At 50.8% G+C, this 15837-nt stretch carries 18 protein-coding genes; 9 read left to right on the forward strand and 9 right to left on the reverse strand.

The window, feature by feature from the left end:
• Positions 1-33: 33 nt before the first annotated feature.
• Complete coding sequence (gene rraA / locus KXD89_RS21120) at positions 34-519, forward strand: ribonuclease E activity regulator RraA (RefSeq protein ID WP_000872908.1); 486 nt, start codon at positions 34-36, stop codon at positions 517-519.
• A gap of 84 nt (positions 520-603) precedes the next feature.
• Here the strand turns inward: rraA and zapB are convergent, their stop codons facing one another.
• Entirely contained in the window at positions 604-849 is a 246-nt protein-coding gene (gene zapB, locus KXD89_RS21125) for a septal ring assembly protein ZapB (RefSeq protein ID WP_001296623.1), read from the reverse strand.
• Positions 850-1273: 424 nt separating this feature from the next.
• Between zapB and glpF the strand changes: the two genes are divergently transcribed.
• From glpF to fpr, 4 genes are all read left to right on the forward strand, one after another.
• Positions 1274-2119: a glycerol uptake facilitator protein GlpF gene (gene glpF, locus KXD89_RS21130; RefSeq protein ID WP_000084268.1), complete on the forward strand. Its 846-nt coding sequence runs from the start codon at positions 1274-1276 to the stop codon at positions 2117-2119.
• Between the two features lie 22 nt (positions 2120-2141).
• Entirely contained in the window at positions 2142-3650 is a 1509-nt protein-coding gene (gene glpK / locus KXD89_RS21135; protein WP_000136788.1) for a glycerol kinase GlpK, read from the forward strand.
• 134 nt (positions 3651-3784) lie between these two features.
• Positions 3785-4795 (forward strand): class II fructose-bisphosphatase, encoded by a 1011-nt coding sequence (glpX, locus tag KXD89_RS21140; RefSeq protein ID WP_001250644.1) that lies wholly within the window; start codon positions 3785-3787, stop codon positions 4793-4795.
• A 96-nt stretch (positions 4796-4891) separates the two neighbouring features.
• Positions 4892-5638: a ferredoxin--NADP(+) reductase gene (fpr, locus tag KXD89_RS21145; RefSeq protein WP_000796332.1), complete on the forward strand. Its 747-nt coding sequence runs from the start codon at positions 4892-4894 to the stop codon at positions 5636-5638.
• A gap of 4 nt (positions 5639-5642) precedes the next feature.
• Here fpr and uspD read toward each other — a convergent pair whose 3' ends face one another.
• The 3 genes from uspD to KXD89_RS21160 form a co-directional block, all read right to left on the reverse strand.
• The gene (uspD, locus tag KXD89_RS21150) at positions 5643-6071 is read right to left on the reverse strand and encodes a universal stress protein UspD (protein WP_000323556.1); all 429 of its coding nucleotides are present in this window, start codon (positions 6069-6071) and stop codon (positions 5643-5645) included.
• Between the two features lie 26 nt (positions 6072-6097).
• Positions 6098-6397, reverse strand: a complete 300-nt coding sequence (locus KXD89_RS21155) for a DUF406 domain-containing protein (protein WP_000655989.1) — start codon at positions 6395-6397, stop codon at positions 6098-6100.
• A gap of 211 nt (positions 6398-6608) precedes the next feature.
• A complete protein-coding gene (locus tag KXD89_RS21160; RefSeq protein WP_000155257.1) occupies positions 6609-7049 on the reverse strand; it encodes a DUF805 domain-containing protein in 441 nt (146 codons plus the stop codon).
• A gap of 100 nt (positions 7050-7149) precedes the next feature.
• On the opposite strand from KXD89_RS21160, the gene KXD89_RS21165 reads away from it, so the two are divergent.
• Complete coding sequence (locus tag KXD89_RS21165) at positions 7150-7749, forward strand: YiiQ family protein (protein WP_000802216.1); 600 nt, start codon at positions 7150-7152, stop codon at positions 7747-7749.
• A gap of 107 nt (positions 7750-7856) precedes the next feature.
• The gene (tpiA, locus tag KXD89_RS21170; protein ID WP_001216325.1) at positions 7857-8624 is read left to right on the forward strand and encodes a triose-phosphate isomerase; all 768 of its coding nucleotides are present in this window, start codon (positions 7857-7859) and stop codon (positions 8622-8624) included.
• Positions 8625-8678: 54 nt separating this feature from the next.
• Here tpiA and cdh read toward each other — a convergent pair whose 3' ends face one another.
• The 5 genes from cdh to cpxP all read right to left on the reverse strand — a co-directional run bounded on the left by cdh (position 8679) and on the right by cpxP (position 13544).
• Positions 8679-9434, reverse strand: coding sequence for a CDP-diacylglycerol diphosphatase (gene cdh / locus KXD89_RS21175; protein ID WP_001326656.1), 756 nt, complete (start codon positions 9432-9434; stop codon positions 8679-8681).
• A 106-nt stretch (positions 9435-9540) separates the two neighbouring features.
• On the reverse strand, positions 9541-10530 hold the full coding sequence (sbp, locus tag KXD89_RS21180) for a sulfate/thiosulfate ABC transporter substrate-binding protein Sbp (protein ID WP_001045689.1): 990 nt from the start codon (positions 10528-10530) through the stop codon (positions 9541-9543).
• Positions 10531-10849: 319 nt separating this feature from the next.
• Entirely contained in the window at positions 10850-11812 is a 963-nt protein-coding gene (pfkA, locus tag KXD89_RS21185) for a 6-phosphofructokinase (RefSeq protein WP_000591795.1), read from the reverse strand.
• Positions 11813-11992: 180 nt separating this feature from the next.
• Positions 11993-12895, reverse strand: a complete 903-nt coding sequence (gene fieF / locus KXD89_RS21190) for a CDF family cation-efflux transporter FieF (protein WP_001076742.1) — start codon at positions 12893-12895, stop codon at positions 11993-11995.
• A gap of 148 nt (positions 12896-13043) precedes the next feature.
• Positions 13044-13544: a cell-envelope stress modulator CpxP gene (cpxP, locus tag KXD89_RS21195; RefSeq protein ID WP_001223800.1), complete on the reverse strand. Its 501-nt coding sequence runs from the start codon at positions 13542-13544 to the stop codon at positions 13044-13046.
• A 149-nt stretch (positions 13545-13693) separates the two neighbouring features.
• On the opposite strand from cpxP, the gene cpxR reads away from it, so the two are divergent.
• Positions 13694-14392 (forward strand): envelope stress response regulator transcription factor CpxR, encoded by a 699-nt coding sequence (gene cpxR, locus KXD89_RS21200; protein WP_001033722.1) that lies wholly within the window; start codon positions 13694-13696, stop codon positions 14390-14392.
• Complete coding sequence (gene cpxA / locus KXD89_RS21205; protein WP_000580417.1) at positions 14389-15762, forward strand: envelope stress sensor histidine kinase CpxA; 1374 nt, start codon at positions 14389-14391, stop codon at positions 15760-15762. Before cpxR ends, cpxA begins: the two co-directional genes overlap by 4 nt.
• The last annotated feature ends 75 nt before the right edge of the window (positions 15763-15837 follow it).

Below are 15837 nucleotides of genomic sequence, written 5' to 3' on the forward strand. Positions count from 1 at the left end.
TGAAAATTCTCGCAGCAACTGAATGTTAAGCCTATGAAATACGATACTTCCGAGCTTTGTGACATCTATCAAGAAGATGTTAACGTCGTGGAACCGCTGTTCTCCAACTTTGGCGGACGGGCGTCGTTTGGCGGACAAATAATCACGGTAAAATGTTTCGAGGACAACGGGTTGCTGTACGATCTGCTCGAACAGAATGGCCGTGGTCGTGTTCTTGTCGTCGATGGCGGTGGTTCTGTTCGTCGCGCACTGGTCGATGCTGAACTGGCGCGTCTGGCAGTACAAAATGAATGGGAAGGTCTGGTCATTTACGGCGCGGTGCGTCAGGTAGATGACCTGGAAGAGTTGGATATCGGCATCCAGGCGATGGCGGCAATTCCGGTTGGTGCCGCTGGCGAAGGCATTGGCGAAAGCGATGTCCGCGTCAATTTTGGCGGTGTCACCTTCTTCTCCGGCGACCATCTTTATGCCGACAATACCGGGATTATTCTTTCAGAAGATCCGCTGGATATTGAATGATAAGAAAGGCACCGCAAGGTGCCTTTTTTCTGCGTTACCTGTTGGCCTACACAGTAAAGAAATTACGCGGAAGATGAAGCGTAATCAGACCTCTTCCATGCGACCCAGCAGGGCCTGCAGACGTTCCTGCCAGCCGTTCTGCTGTTCTTTCAGATGGTTGTTCTCACGCTCCAGCTCTTCGCGCTGATGCTGGGCATTTTGAACTTCCTGCGACAGTGAGTTGTTTTTTTCTTTCAGCTCTTCGATTTCCATCTGCAACAGAGTGATGGTATCAATCGCCTGCTGTACTTTTGCTTCCAGTTTCTCAAACACTTCTAATGACATTGTCATACCTCTCCTGAATTGCAAGGCGTTGATGGATAAAAATCCTCGTCCCGATTACCGGTGACGCCTTAATAAATACGAGCGCACTTTAGTTAGCTCCGATTGTATGAAGCCGCGCCATCGCTGTCCAGCGGCACGCCTTGCAGATTACGGTTTGCCACACTTTTCATCCTTCTCCTGGTGACATAATCCACATCAATCGAAAATGTTAATAAATTTGTTGCGCGAATGATCTAACAAACATGCATCATGTACAATCAGATGGAATAAATGGCGCGATAACGCTCATTTTATGACGAGGCACACACATTTTAAGTTCGATATTTCTCGTTTTTGCTCGTTAACGATAAGTTTACAGCATGCCTACAAGCATCGTGGAGGTCCGTGACTTTCACGCATACAACAAACATTAACTCTTCAGGATCCGATTATGAGTCAAACATCAACCTTGAAAGGCCAGTGCATTGCTGAATTCCTCGGTACCGGGTTGTTGATTTTCTTCGGTGTGGGTTGCGTTGCAGCACTAAAAGTCGCTGGTGCGTCTTTTGGTCAGTGGGAAATCAGTGTCATTTGGGGACTGGGGGTGGCAATGGCCATCTACCTGACCGCAGGGGTTTCCGGCGCGCATCTTAATCCCGCTGTTACCATTGCATTGTGGCTGTTTGCCTGTTTCGACAAGCGCAAAGTTATTCCTTTTATCGTTTCACAAGTTGCCGGCGCTTTCTGTGCTGCGGCTTTAGTTTACGGGCTTTACTACAATTTATTTTTCGACTTCGAGCAGACTCATCACATTGTTCGCGGCAGCGTTGAAAGTGTTGATCTGGCTGGCACTTTCTCTACTTACCCTAATCCTCATATCAATTTTGTGCAGGCTTTCGCAGTTGAGATGGTGATTACCGCTATTCTGATGGGGCTGATCCTGGCGTTAACGGACGATGGCAACGGTGTACCACGCGGCCCTTTGGCTCCCTTGCTGATTGGTCTACTGATTGCGGTCATTGGCGCATCTATGGGCCCATTGACAGGTTTTGCCATGAACCCAGCGCGTGACTTCGGTCCGAAAGTCTTTGCCTGGCTGGCGGGCTGGGGCAATGTCGCCTTTACCGGCGGCAGAGACATTCCTTACTTCCTGGTGCCGCTTTTCGGCCCTATCGTTGGCGCGATTGTAGGTGCATTTGCCTACCGCAAACTGATTGGTCGCCATTTGCCTTGCGATATCTGTGTTGTGGAAGAAAAGGAAACCACAACTCCTTCAGAACAAAAAGCTTCGCTGTAATATGACTACGGGACAATTAAACATGACTGAAAAAAAATATATCGTTGCGCTCGACCAGGGCACCACCAGCTCCCGCGCGGTCGTAATGGATCACGATGCCAATATCATTAGCGTGTCGCAGCGCGAATTTGAGCAAATCTACCCAAAACCAGGTTGGGTAGAACACGACCCAATGGAAATCTGGGCCACCCAAAGCTCCACGCTGGTAGAAGTGCTGGCGAAAGCCGATATCAGTTCCGATCAAATTGCAGCTATCGGTATTACGAACCAGCGTGAAACCACTATTGTCTGGGAAAAAGAAACCGGCAAGCCTATCTATAACGCCATTGTCTGGCAGTGCCGTCGTACCGCAGAAATCTGCGAGCATTTAAAACGTGACGGTTTAGAAGATTATATCCGCAGCAATACCGGTCTGGTGATTGACCCGTACTTTTCTGGCACCAAAGTGAAGTGGATCCTCGACCATGTGGAAGGCTCTCGCGAGCGTGCACGTCGTGGTGAATTGCTGTTTGGTACGGTTGATACGTGGCTTATCTGGAAAATGACTCAGGGCCGTGTCCATGTGACCGATTACACCAACGCCTCTCGTACCATGTTGTTCAACATCCATACCCTGGACTGGGACGACAAAATGCTGGAAGTGCTGGATATTCCGCGCGAGATGCTGCCAGAAGTGCGTCGTTCTTCCGAAGTATACGGTCAGACTAACATTGGCGGCAAAGGCGGCACGCGTATTCCAATCTCCGGGATCGCCGGTGACCAGCAGGCCGCGCTGTTTGGTCAGTTGTGCGTGAAAGAAGGGATGGCGAAGAACACCTATGGCACTGGCTGCTTTATGCTGATGAACACTGGCGAGAAAGCGGTGAAATCAGAAAACGGCCTGCTGACCACCATCGCCTGCGGCCCGACTGGCGAAGTGAACTATGCGTTGGAAGGTGCGGTGTTTATGGCAGGCGCATCCATTCAGTGGCTGCGCGATGAAATGAAGTTGATTAACGACGCCTACGATTCCGAATATTTCGCCACCAAAGTGCAAAACACCAATGGTGTGTATGTGGTTCCGGCATTTACCGGGCTGGGTGCGCCGTACTGGGACCCGTATGCGCGCGGGGCGATTTTCGGTCTGACTCGTGGGGTGAACGCTAACCACATTATACGCGCGACGCTGGAGTCTATTGCTTATCAGACGCGTGACGTGCTGGAAGCGATGCAGGCCGACTCTGGTATCCGTCTGCACGCCCTGCGCGTGGATGGTGGCGCAGTAGCAAACAATTTCCTGATGCAGTTCCAGTCCGATATTCTCGGCACCCGCGTTGAGCGCCCGGAAGTGCGCGAAGTCACCGCATTGGGTGCGGCCTATCTCGCAGGCCTGGCGGTTGGCTTCTGGCAGAACCTCGACGAGCTGCAAGAGAAAGCGGTGATTGAGCGCGAGTTCCGTCCAGGCATCGAAACCACTGAGCGTAATTACCGTTACGCAGGCTGGAAAAAAGCGGTTAAACGCGCGATGGCGTGGGAAGAACACGACGAATAATGTAAATGCCGAATGAAGCGTTTATGCCGCATCCGGTAGTCCCGAAACGTGCGGGGGCAACCCCGCACACATCAATAATCCCTCCCTTCCCCTGTGCTACACTTCGCGCCATTCCTTACTGCTTAGAGTTTGCTATGAGACGAGAACTTGCCATCGAATTTTCCCGCGTCACCGAATCAGCGGCGCTGGCTGGCTACAAATGGTTAGGACGCGGCGATAAAAACACCGCGGACGGCGCGGCGGTAAACGCCATGCGTATTATGCTCAACCAGGTCAACATTGACGGCACCATCGTCATTGGTGAAGGTGAAATCGACGAAGCACCGATGCTCTACATTGGTGAAAAAGTCGGTACTGGTCGCGGCGACGCGGTAGATATTGCTGTTGATCCGATTGAAGGCACGCGCATGACGGCGATGGGCCAGGCTAACGCGCTGGCGGTGCTGGCAGTAGGCGATAAAGGCTGCTTCCTCAATGCGCCGGATATGTATATGGAGAAGCTGATTGTCGGGCCGGGAGCCAAAGGCACCATTGATCTGAACCTGCCGCTGGCGGATAACCTGCGCAATGTAGCGGCGGCGCTCGGCAAACCGTTGAGCGAACTGACGGTAACGATTCTGGCTAAACCACGCCACGATGCCGTTATCGCTGAAATGCAGCAACTCGGCGTACGCGTATTTGCTATTCCGGACGGCGACGTTGCGGCCTCAATTCTCACCTGTATGCCAGACAGCGAAGTTGACGTGCTGTACGGTATTGGTGGCGCGCCGGAAGGCGTAGTTTCTGCGGCGGTGATCCGCGCATTAGATGGCGACATGAACGGTCGTCTGCTGGCGCGTCATGACGTCAAAGGCGACAACGAAGAGAATCGTCGCATTGGCGAGCAGGAGCTGGCACGCTGCAAAGCGATGGGCATCGAAGCCGGTAAAGTATTGCGCCTGGGCGATATGGCGCGCAGCGATAACGTCATCTTCTCTGCCACCGGTATTACCAAAGGCGATCTGCTGGAAGGCATTAGCCGCAAAGGCAATATCGCGACTACCGAAACGCTGCTGATCCGCGGCAAGTCACGCACCATTCGCCGCATTCAGTCCATCCACTATCTGGATCGCAAAGACCCGGAAATGCAGGTGCACATCCTCTGATTGATTTGATCGATTGAGCCTTCCAGTCCTTCGGGACTGGAATTTTTTTGTTCGGAGAACGAAGATAAGGCAAGTCAATCAAAACAGGAGAAAAACATGGCTGATTGGGTAACAGGCAAAGTCACTAAAGTGCAGAACTGGACCGACGCCCTGTTTAGTCTCACCGTTCACGCCCCCGTGCTTCCGTTTACCGCCGGGCAATTTACCAAGCTTGGCCTTGAAATCGACGGCGAACGCGTCCAGCGCGCCTACTCCTATGTAAACTCGCCCGATAATCCCGATCTGGAGTTTTACCTGGTCACCGTCCCCGATGGCAAATTAAGCCCACGACTGGCGGCACTGAAACCAGGCGATGAAGTGCAGGTGGTTAGCGAAGCGGCAGGATTCTTTGTGCTCGATGAAGTGCCGCACTGCGAAACGCTATGGATGCTGGCAACCGGTACAGCGATTGGCCCTTATTTATCGATTCTGCAACTAGGTAAAGATTTAGATCGCTTCAAAAATCTGGTCCTGGTGCACGCCGCACGTTATGCCGCCGACTTAAGCTATTTGCCACTGATGCAGGAACTGGAAAAACGCTACGAAGGAAAACTGCGCATTCAGACGGTGGTCAGTCGGGAAACGGCAGCGGGGTCGCTCACCGGACGGATACCGGCATTAATTGAAAGTGGGGAACTGGAAAGCACGATTGGCCTGCCGATGAATAAAGAAACCAGCCATGTGATGCTGTGCGGCAATCCACAGATGGTGCGCGATACACAACAGTTGCTGAAAGAGACCCGGCAGATGACGAAACATTTACGTCGCCGACCGGGCCATATGACAGCGGAGCATTACTGGTAAGCGGTTACTTATCGATAAACGGCACGATGAGCAAATCCGCACTCATCTTATTGATCATCCCGCGATATGCCGGCATCAAACGGTTGATAAATGAGTGATGATGACCACAGACAAGGAGGTCGCACTGCTCTTTTTGCATAATTTCCAGCAGTGTTTCCGGCATTTCTCCGCGTTCAATACGCAGTTTTGTCTTCGGCCATTGAATATTTTTCGTCAGTTTATACAGCTTGTTATCCGACTTATTCTTCAACAATTGAAGAATATCTTCTGTTGCAGGGAAGTAGATACCCGGATACAACTCGCTTAAGCCATCATCAATATGAATTAACGTCAGGTGAGCGTCATTATGTCTGGCGAGCTCCAGGGCTTTATTCACCAGTAAGGCATCTTCTTCATTCCCGGAAATTGCCACGCCAATGTGTTTATAAGCCATGTTTAACTCCTTCTAAAGCAACTCCATCAAGCTAACGAACGCAGTGATAACTCAAAAATAATCATCTCGGCCTGGCATGAGAAAGTGAAGGCCGCATCAAGCTCAACTTGCCCCTCCAGATCCTTAATCTTATAGGCCACGCTGGCCCCTTCATCTGCAGAGGATGTAGCGGCGGCAAGCTCTTTCAGTTTGGTCATAAAAGACTCTGCTTCTTCGCGGGTGGCAAAAAAGCGCGAAAACTTACTGGTACAGTTGTCGTTATCAATCACCGTACCGATATCAATCGCACATCCTTTAGTACTGCATTTATCTACGACATCTTTCATAGGGCACCTCTGTATATTCGCCTCTCTGTCGATTACGACTTAAGAATAATGCGCCGTTAAGGGAAGAACAAACAAGTAATGATCTTATGGATTACCATTTTTTTTGATATTGCTTAAGGTGAAGAGTTCAGAAGGATTTTCCGGGTATTGTCATTTGCATCGTGGAAATAACAATCCCGGAAAAAAATAGCAGTAAGAGATATATTAAAGGTTAATTACTTGATTTATTGTCGGCTTTATACTTCACATCCTGAGTATCTTTACCATATTTATTTTCGCCTTGTGTGCCAACAAACGCACCAAGATCGATAAGCATCATCACCAGAATCAACGTCGGGACAAAACGCCCCACCGCCCATTGCCAGACACCCGGTAAAATCGCCCAGTTACCCGCCAGCAGCATCCACGCCACAATCATCAGAAATGCCCATGCGCCGGAACGCCCGCGATCATGCAAGCGCTTAACAGTTACTGCCGCTGTTGGCCAGAGCAAGCACACAAGGCAAAACGCCGCGGTCTGAATATCGAGTAGATTCTTACCCGCCAGTGAGAAAAGCACCAGCATGCCTGCGAACCACAGGCCTATCCAAATCCAGAAATCACGGCGTCCAATACGCCCTTTAAATGAGAATAACCATTGCTGTATGGTCATGTAAGTTCCTTGATGGTTGTCTTTTCCAGGATTCTACCCTTTTGACAAGGGCGACAGATATCGTTTTAATCGGAGCCAGTCATAACAAAAGGTACTGTCAATGAAGCCAGGGTGTACGCTGTTTTTTCTCTTATGTTCTGCATTAACCGTTACAACAGAGGCGCATGCACAAACACCAGATACGGCAACGACCGCGCCTTATCTGCTGGCTGGAGCCCCTACTTTCGATCTCTCCATCAGCCAGTTTCGAGAAGACTTTAACAGCCAGAATCCCAGCCTGCCACTGAACGAATTTCGTGCCATCGACAGCAGTCCCGACAAAGCCAATCTCACTCGTGCTGCAAGTAAAATTAATGAGAACTTGTATGCTTCTACAGCGCTGGAGCGCGGTACCTTAAAAATCAAAAGCATTCAAATGACCTGGCTACCCATCCAGGGGCCAGAGCAAAAAGCCGCGAAAGCGAAAGCTCAGGAATACATGGCAGCGGTGATCCGCACACTCACCCCATTAATGACCAAAACACAAAGCCAGAAAAAACTGCAGTCGCTACTAACGGCGGGGAAAAACAAACGTTATTACACCGAGACAGAAGGTGCACTGCGTTATGTTGTCGCGGACAACGGCGAAAAGGGGCTGACCTTCGCTGTTGAACCGATTAAGCTGGCGCTATCTGAATCGCTTGAAGGTTTGAATAAATGACAAAAAGCAAAGCCTTTGTGCCGATGAATCTCTATACTGTTTCACAGACCTGCTGCCCTGCGGGGCGGCCATCTTCCTTTATTCGCTTATAAGCGTGGAGAATTAAAATGCGACATCCTTTAGTGATGGGTAACTGGAAACTGAACGGCAGCCGCCACATGGTTCACGAGCTGGTTTCTAACCTGCGTAAAGAGCTGGCAGGTGTTGCTGGCTGTGCGGTTGCAATCGCACCACCGGAAATGTATATCGATATGGCGAAGCGCGAAGCTGAAGGCAGCCACATCATGCTGGGTGCGCAAAACGTGGACCTGAACCTGTCCGGCGCATTCACCGGTGAAACCTCTGCTGCTATGCTGAAAGACATCGGCGCACAGTACATCATCATCGGTCACTCTGAACGTCGTACTTACCACAAAGAATCTGACGAACTGATCGCGAAAAAATTCGCGGTGCTGAAAGAGCAGGGCCTGACTCCGGTTCTGTGCATCGGTGAAACCGAAGCTGAAAATGAAGCGGGCAAAACTGAAGAAGTTTGCGCACGTCAGATCGACGCGGTACTGAAAACTCAGGGTGCTGCGGCATTCGAAGGTGCGGTTATCGCTTACGAACCTGTATGGGCAATCGGTACTGGCAAATCTGCAACTCCGGCTCAGGCACAGGCTGTTCACAAATTCATCCGTGACCACATCGCTAAAGTTGACGCTAACATCGCTGAACAAGTGATCATTCAGTACGGCGGCTCTGTAAACGCGTCTAACGCTGCAGAACTGTTTGCTCAGCCGGATATCGACGGCGCGCTGGTTGGTGGTGCTTCTCTGAAAGCTGACGCCTTCGCAGTAATCGTTAAAGCTGCAGAAGCGGCTAAACAGGCTTAAGTCTGACAGGTGCCGGATTTCATATCCGGCACTTACTTTCCTTAACTCTTCGCCTTAACGCAAAATCTCACACTGATGATCCTGAATTTCCTCGGCTGAAGCACGGTTAAGCGTCAGTAGATTTCGTTGTGTCGCCAGCAATACAAATGAGTTATCACTCTGCCGTACCATCGCCAGCCCGTAGCGTCCCATATGTTCCCGCGCCTCAGGTACTTCTTCTGCCAGCATCATAAATGGGCTGCGTTGTACCAGTTCGCTTTCCGTTACCCGACGCGCCAGGTATTCATGCCCGCGCAAACCACCTGGCAGTGGCAACCAGCGGCTGCTGATGTTCGCCAGATTGTTATCCAGCTGTTTGCGCACATCAGGACGAATACAAGAGATATGAATATGAAAATGGTTTTGCGTACGCCCGGTGCGGGAGTTGATCGCCAAAGAAACCGCGCGATCGGGAACCGGCTGGCCGTATTTTTTGCTCATAAAATCACGCGCCTGCCAAGCCAACCAAAAGAAGTTCGGCGTTGAAGGATCGGTCAACAAAGGACTTTCAGTACCGTTAATACGATACGTTGGCATCAACAGATATTGCAGTGGGCCATTAAGATCTTTTAAAACCACGTATCCGGCATTGGGTTTGACTTCCGCACATGGCGAAGGATTTTGATTTTGCTGCTGATTGGGCAAACATTCCTCAAGGACAATCTTACGTAATGTATCCGACTCTTCACCGGTTAATTTCCAGTAACCAATACCGGCAGCCACAACGGCGATAACTATCATCACCAAAAAAAGAAGACCCGCTTTTTTCATCTTTTTTTCCCTGTACCTCAAAGAGATGCAAGGGTAACGCAAAATCGTGACAAATAAAAAACCCGGTCGCGAGAAACCACCGGGTTTGATAATTATCCTGGGGAAATCAGCGTTTGCTGATCTGATCGAACGTACCGCCGTTAGCAAAATGCTCTTTTTGCGCTTTCGTCCAGCCGCCGAACTCTTCATCAATGGTGAATAACTTCAGCTTTGGAAACGCATTTTCGTACTTTTTCGCCACCTCAGCGTCGCGCGGACGGTAGTAGTTTTTCGCGGCAATTTCCTGACCTTCTGGCGAGTAGAGATATTTCAGGTAGGCTTCCGCCACCTCTTTAGTACCTTTTTTCTCGACCACTTTATCGACCACCGACACGGTTGGCTCTGCGAGGATAGACTCACTCGGCGTGACGATTTCGAATTTATCTTTCCCCAGTTCATTCGCTGCCAGCAGAGCTTCGTTTTCCCAGGCAATCAGTACATCGCCAATTCCGCGCTCGACAAAAGTGTTAGTGGAGCCACGCGCGCCAGAATCCAGAACTTCGACGTTTTTATACAGTGCCCGAACAAAATCCTGTGCTTTTGCCTGATCGTTGTTGTTGTGATGCAGCGCGTAGCCCCAGGCTGCCAGGTAGTTCCAGCGCGCGCCACCAGAGCTTTTCGGATTAGGCGTGATCACCGAAACACCCGGTTTAATCAGATCGTTCCAGTCATGGATCTGCTTCGGATTTCCCTTACGTACCAGGAAAACAATGGTGGAAGTGTACGGTGCGGAGTTATCCGGCAGACGTTTGATCCACTCTTTATCAATCCGCCCGCGTTCCGCAATTGCGTCCACGTCATAGGCCAGAGCCAGCGTGACAACATCAGCTTCAATACCGTTGATTACCGACGTCGCTTGTTTACCTGAGCCACCGTGTGACTGACGAATCACCACGTTATCACCAGTTTGCTGTTTCCAGTGGGCGCTGAATGCCTTGTTGTACTGTTCGTACAATTCGCGCGTTGGATCATATGAAACGTTAAGAAGCTGAATATCCTTTGCCATAACGCTGGTTGCCGCCAGCAAAAATGTTAACCCTACGCCCCACTTGTTCATCGCCCGACTCTCTTATGTTGTGTTGTGATGAGCAAAGCGTGCCAGAAGGTTAACCAAACATTAAAGAATAAAAAAAGATTGGCTATAACTTGCGGGTATATGTTGAGGGATTAAAAAGGCGGAAGAAATCCGCCTCATATTGCTGACAAAGTGCGCTTTGTCCATGCCGGATGCGGCGCGAACGCCTTATCCGGCCTACAAAAGTTTGCAAATTCAATAAATTGCAGAATTCATGTAGGCCTGATAAGCGAAGCGCATCAGGCATTTTTGCTTCTGTCATCGGTTTCAGGGTAAAGGAATCTGCCTTTTTCCGAAATCATTAATACAGTTTTTTCGCGCAGTCCAGCCAGTCACCTTTGAACGGACGCTTCATGTTTTCGATAGCGTCGATGATGTCGTGGTGAACCAGCTGTTCGTTCTGGATACCTACACAACGACCGCCGTAACCTGCCAGCAGCAGATCGATAGCGTAAGCGCCCATACGGGAAGCCAGAATACGGTCGTAAGGCACCGGAGAACCACCGCGCTGGATGTGGCCCAGCACAGTTGCGCGGGTTTCACGACCGGTTTCTTTCTCGATGAAATGCGCCAGTTCGTCAACATCACACATATGTTCGGTAATCGCCACGATCGCGTGTTTTTTACCTTTCGCGATACCCGCTTTGATTTCGTTTACCAGGTCTTCACGGCTGAATTCAACTTCCGGAACCACAACGAATTCACAGCCACCGGCAATGGCCGCAGCCAACGTCAGATCTCCACAATAACGGCCCATCACTTCCACCACGGAAATACGCTGGTGAGAAGAAGAGGTGTCACGCAGACGGTCGATCGCTTCTACAACGGTGCTCAGCGCAGTGAAGAAACCGATAGTGTAGTCAGTGCCTTTGATGTCGTTGTCGATAGTGCCCGGCAGACCGATGCACGGGAAGCCCATTTCGGTCAGACGCATTGCACCCATGTAGGAACCGTCACCGCCGATAACCACCAGCGCGTCGATACCACGTTTTTTCAGGTTTTCGATAGCCACGGCGCGGATGTTCTCGTCGCGGAATTCCGGGAAACGCGCAGAACCGAGGAACGTACCGCCACGGTTGATCATGTCAGACACGCTGTAACGGTCTAGCTGTACCATACGGTCTTCATACAGACCCAGATAGCCGTCATAAATACCCATTACTTCCAGACCTTCTGTCAGCGCAGAACGAACAACCCCGCGAATTGCGGCGTTCATGCCTGGCGCATCACCGCCGCTTGTCAACACACCGATTTTCTTAATCATGACTACCTCTGAACTTTGGAATGCAAAATGAAATCTGTTGCCGGAAGTCTTCTTGCACATCGAAGTGATCCAACGAATGTGCAAATAGTATAACAATCACTTCCTGCTGAATTGATTCAGGTCAGGCCAAATGGCGGTATTTTATACACAAAATGCGGGTCTGGCTCTCTTTTATACTGATTATGAAAGCATAGACCGTTTACCCTCCCTGGGTACGACGGAACAGGGGTCCTGATGGATAATTACATCCGATCCCGGAAAACGCCGTAAAATAGCCTGCTCTACCTGATCCGCCACCATATGTGCCTGAACCAAAGGCAGAGAGTCTTCCATTTCCAAATGAATCTGAATAAAGCGGGTCGGCCCTGACTGCCGCGTGCGAAGATCGTGAGCGCCGCTAACACCCGGCCAGGAAGTCACGATATCAATAATTTCTTGCCGTTCCTCATCAGGCAATGCGCGATCCAGTAATGACTGTACCGCCTCATATCCCATGCGTAACGCGCTATATAAAATATAGATGCCGATTCCCAATGCAAACAGAGCATCGGCGCGATGCCAGCCGTACCAGGACAACCCCAGCGCCAGCAGAATTGCGCCGTTCATCATAACATCAGACTGGTAATGTAGCATATCAGCCCGCACCGCCTGGCTTTGCGTCCGCCGCACCACCCAACGCTGAAACGAGACAAGGATAATCGTACAAATTAGCGCCACAATTGTCACGATAACCCCGACGCCTGGATCTGTCATCGGTGTTGGAGATATCAGATGTTGAATACCCGTCAAAAACAGGAATAGTGCCGAACCGGAGATAAACATACTTTGCGCCAGCGCCGCGAGGGACTCAGCTTTACCGTGACCAAACGAGTGATTATCGTCGGCAGGTTGCAGGGAATATCGCACCACCAATAAATTCGTCAACGACGCGCCGATATCCACCAGCGAATCCACCAGCGCGGCGAGAATACTCACCGACCCGGTATACCACCATGCAAAAATTTTAATCAGCAATAGCAGCGAAGCCATCGCCGTCGCAGCAATCGCCGCCCGACTGACCAGCCGTCCATAAGATTGATTCATAAATACTCCCGCTATCAACTGACGCTAGTATAACGGAAGCAAATCATCTGCAATGCATTAAGCAGCAGGCAAATTGAGGATAAAAAAAACCCCCACAGCATGTGGGGGAAGACAGGGATGGTGTCTATGGCAAGGAAAACAGGGTTTACTACTGGGAACGTGAGTTGCTACTACTCAATAGCTTCAACGATGAACTTTTTTGCCATTGCGTCACGTCACGCAACTGCTCCATTCGTTGTTGATGTTTCTCGTTTAAAACCGCTTGCTGCTCCGGCGTTAACAGGCGATACATTTGGTTGCGGACTTTTGCCATCTCAACCTGACGAGCAATTTGCTCATTCGCCATTTTTTCTGCCTGTGCGCGCACAGCGTTTTCATCAAAATTTTCTGCGGTGACAAGGCGATGCATTGTCTCCAGTTCGCTAACATTAACAGGAGGCTGTTCGTGCCGGGCCTGTTGCATAAGATCTCGCATCTGCTGACGCTGATGTTCGGTTAAACTTATGCCGTCGAACATATGGCTCTGCGTACTGCGCTGCGTAAGTTCTTCACCCGGATGCCAGTTATCGCCTGAACCGACTTCAGCAGCGTGGCTTAATGAACTGACTGCCAGCGTTGAGGCCATGACGGCAGCGGTAACTATGCGCATCATTTGCTCCCAAAATCTTTCTGTCGCGATTCAACGATAGAGAGTTTACGATTCAGGCTGCAAACATGCGTCAGGGGGTGTAAAACAACGTAAAGTCATGGATTAGCGACGTCTGATGACGTAATTTCTGCCTCGGAGGTATTTAAACAATGAATAAAATCCTGTTAGTTGATGATGACCGAGAGCTGACTTCCCTATTAAAGGAGCTGCTCGAGATGGAAGGCTTCAACGTGATTGTTGCCCACGATGGGGAACAGGCGCTTGATCTTCTGGACGACAGCATTGATTTACTTTTGCTTGACGTAATGATGCCGAAGAAAAATGGTATCGACACATTAAAAGCACTTCGCCAGACACACCAGACGCCTGTCATTATGTTGACGGCGCGCGGCAGTGAACTTGATCGCGTTCTCGGCCTTGAGCTGGGCGCAGATGACTATCTCCCGAAACCGTTTAATGATCGTGAGCTGGTGGCACGTATTCGCGCGATCCTGCGCCGTTCGCACTGGAGCGAGCAACAGCAAAACAACGACAACGGTTCACCGACACTGGAAGTTGATGCCTTAGTGCTGAATCCAGGCCGTCAGGAAGCCAGCTTCGACGGGCAAACGCTGGAGTTAACCGGTACTGAGTTTACCCTGCTCTATTTGCTGGCACAGCATCTGGGTCAGGTGGTTTCCCGTGAACATTTAAGCCAGGAAGTGTTGGGCAAACGCCTGACGCCTTTCGACCGCGCTATTGATATGCACATTTCCAACCTGCGTCGTAAACTGCCGGATCGTAAAGATGGTCACCCGTGGTTTAAAACCTTGCGTGGTCGCGGCTATCTGATGGTTTCTGCTTCATGATAGGCAGCTTAACCGCGCGCATCTTCGCCATCTTCTGGCTGACGCTGGCGCTGGTGTTGATGTTGGTTTTGATGTTACCCAAGCTCGATTCACGCCAGATGACCGAGCTTCTGGATAGCGAACAGCGTCAGGGGCTGATGATTGAGCAGCATGTCGAAGCGGAGCTGGCGAACGATCCGCCCAACGATTTAATGTGGTGGCGGCGTCTGTTCCGGGCGATTGATAAGTGGGCACCGCCAGGACAGCGTTTGTTATTGGTGACCACCGAAGGCCGCGTGATCGGCGCTGAACGCAGCGAAATGCAGATCATTCGTAACTTTATTGGTCAGGCCGATAACGCCGATCATCCGCAGAAGAAAAAGTATGGCCGCGTGGAACTGGTCGGTCCGTTCTCCGTGCGTGATGGCGAAGATAATTACCAACTTTATCTGATTCGTCCGGCCAGCAGTTCTCAATCCGATTTCATTAACTTACTGTTTGACCGCCCGCTATTACTGCTGATTGTCACCATGTTGGTCAGTACGCCGCTGCTGTTGTGGTTGGCCTGGAGTCTGGCAAAACCGGCGCGTAAGCTGAAAAACGCTGCCGATGAAGTTGCCCAGGGAAACTTACGCCAGCACCCGGAACTGGAAGCGGGGCCACAGGAATTCCTTGCCGCAGGTGCCAGTTTTAACCAGATGGTCACCGCGCTGGAGCGCATGATGACCTCTCAGCAGCGTCTGCTTTCTGATATCTCTCACGAGCTGCGCACCCCGCTGACGCGTCTGCAACTGGGTACGGCGTTACTGCGCCGTCGTAGCGGTGAAAGCAAGGAACTGGAGCGTATTGAAACCGAAGCGCAACGTCTGGACAGCATGATCAACGATCTGTTGGTGATGTCACGTAATCAGCAAAAAAACGCGCTGGTTAGCGAAACCATCAAAGCCAACCAGTTGTGGAGTGAAGTGCTGGATAACGCGGCGTTCGAAGCCGAGCAAATGGGCAAGTCGTTGACAGTTAACTTCCCGCCTGGGCCGTGGCCGCTGTACGGCAATCCGAACGCCCTGGAAAGTGCGCTGGAAAACATTGTTCGTAATGCTCTGCGTTATTCCCATACGAAGATTGAAGTGGGCTTTGCGGTAGATAAAGACGGTATCACCATTACGGTGGACGACGATGGTCCTGGCGTTAGCCCGGAAGATCGCGAACAGATTTTCCGTCCGTTCTATCGTACCGATGAAGCACGCGATCGTGAATCTGGCGGTACAGGTTTGGGGCTGGCGATTGTTGAAACCGCCATTCAGCAGCATCGTGGCTGGGTGAAGGCAGAAGACAGCCCGCTGGGCGGTTTACGGCTGGTGATTTGGTTGCCGCTGTATAAGCGGAGTTAAACTTCGCATTTGCAGGCAGGATAAGGCGTTTACGCCGCATCCGGCATTTGAGCAGGATGCCTGATGCGACGCTGA

The sequence above is a fragment of the Escherichia sp. TC-EC600-tetX4 genome (genome assembly GCF_019356055.1).
Taxonomy (GTDB): domain Bacteria; phylum Pseudomonadota; class Gammaproteobacteria; order Enterobacterales; family Enterobacteriaceae.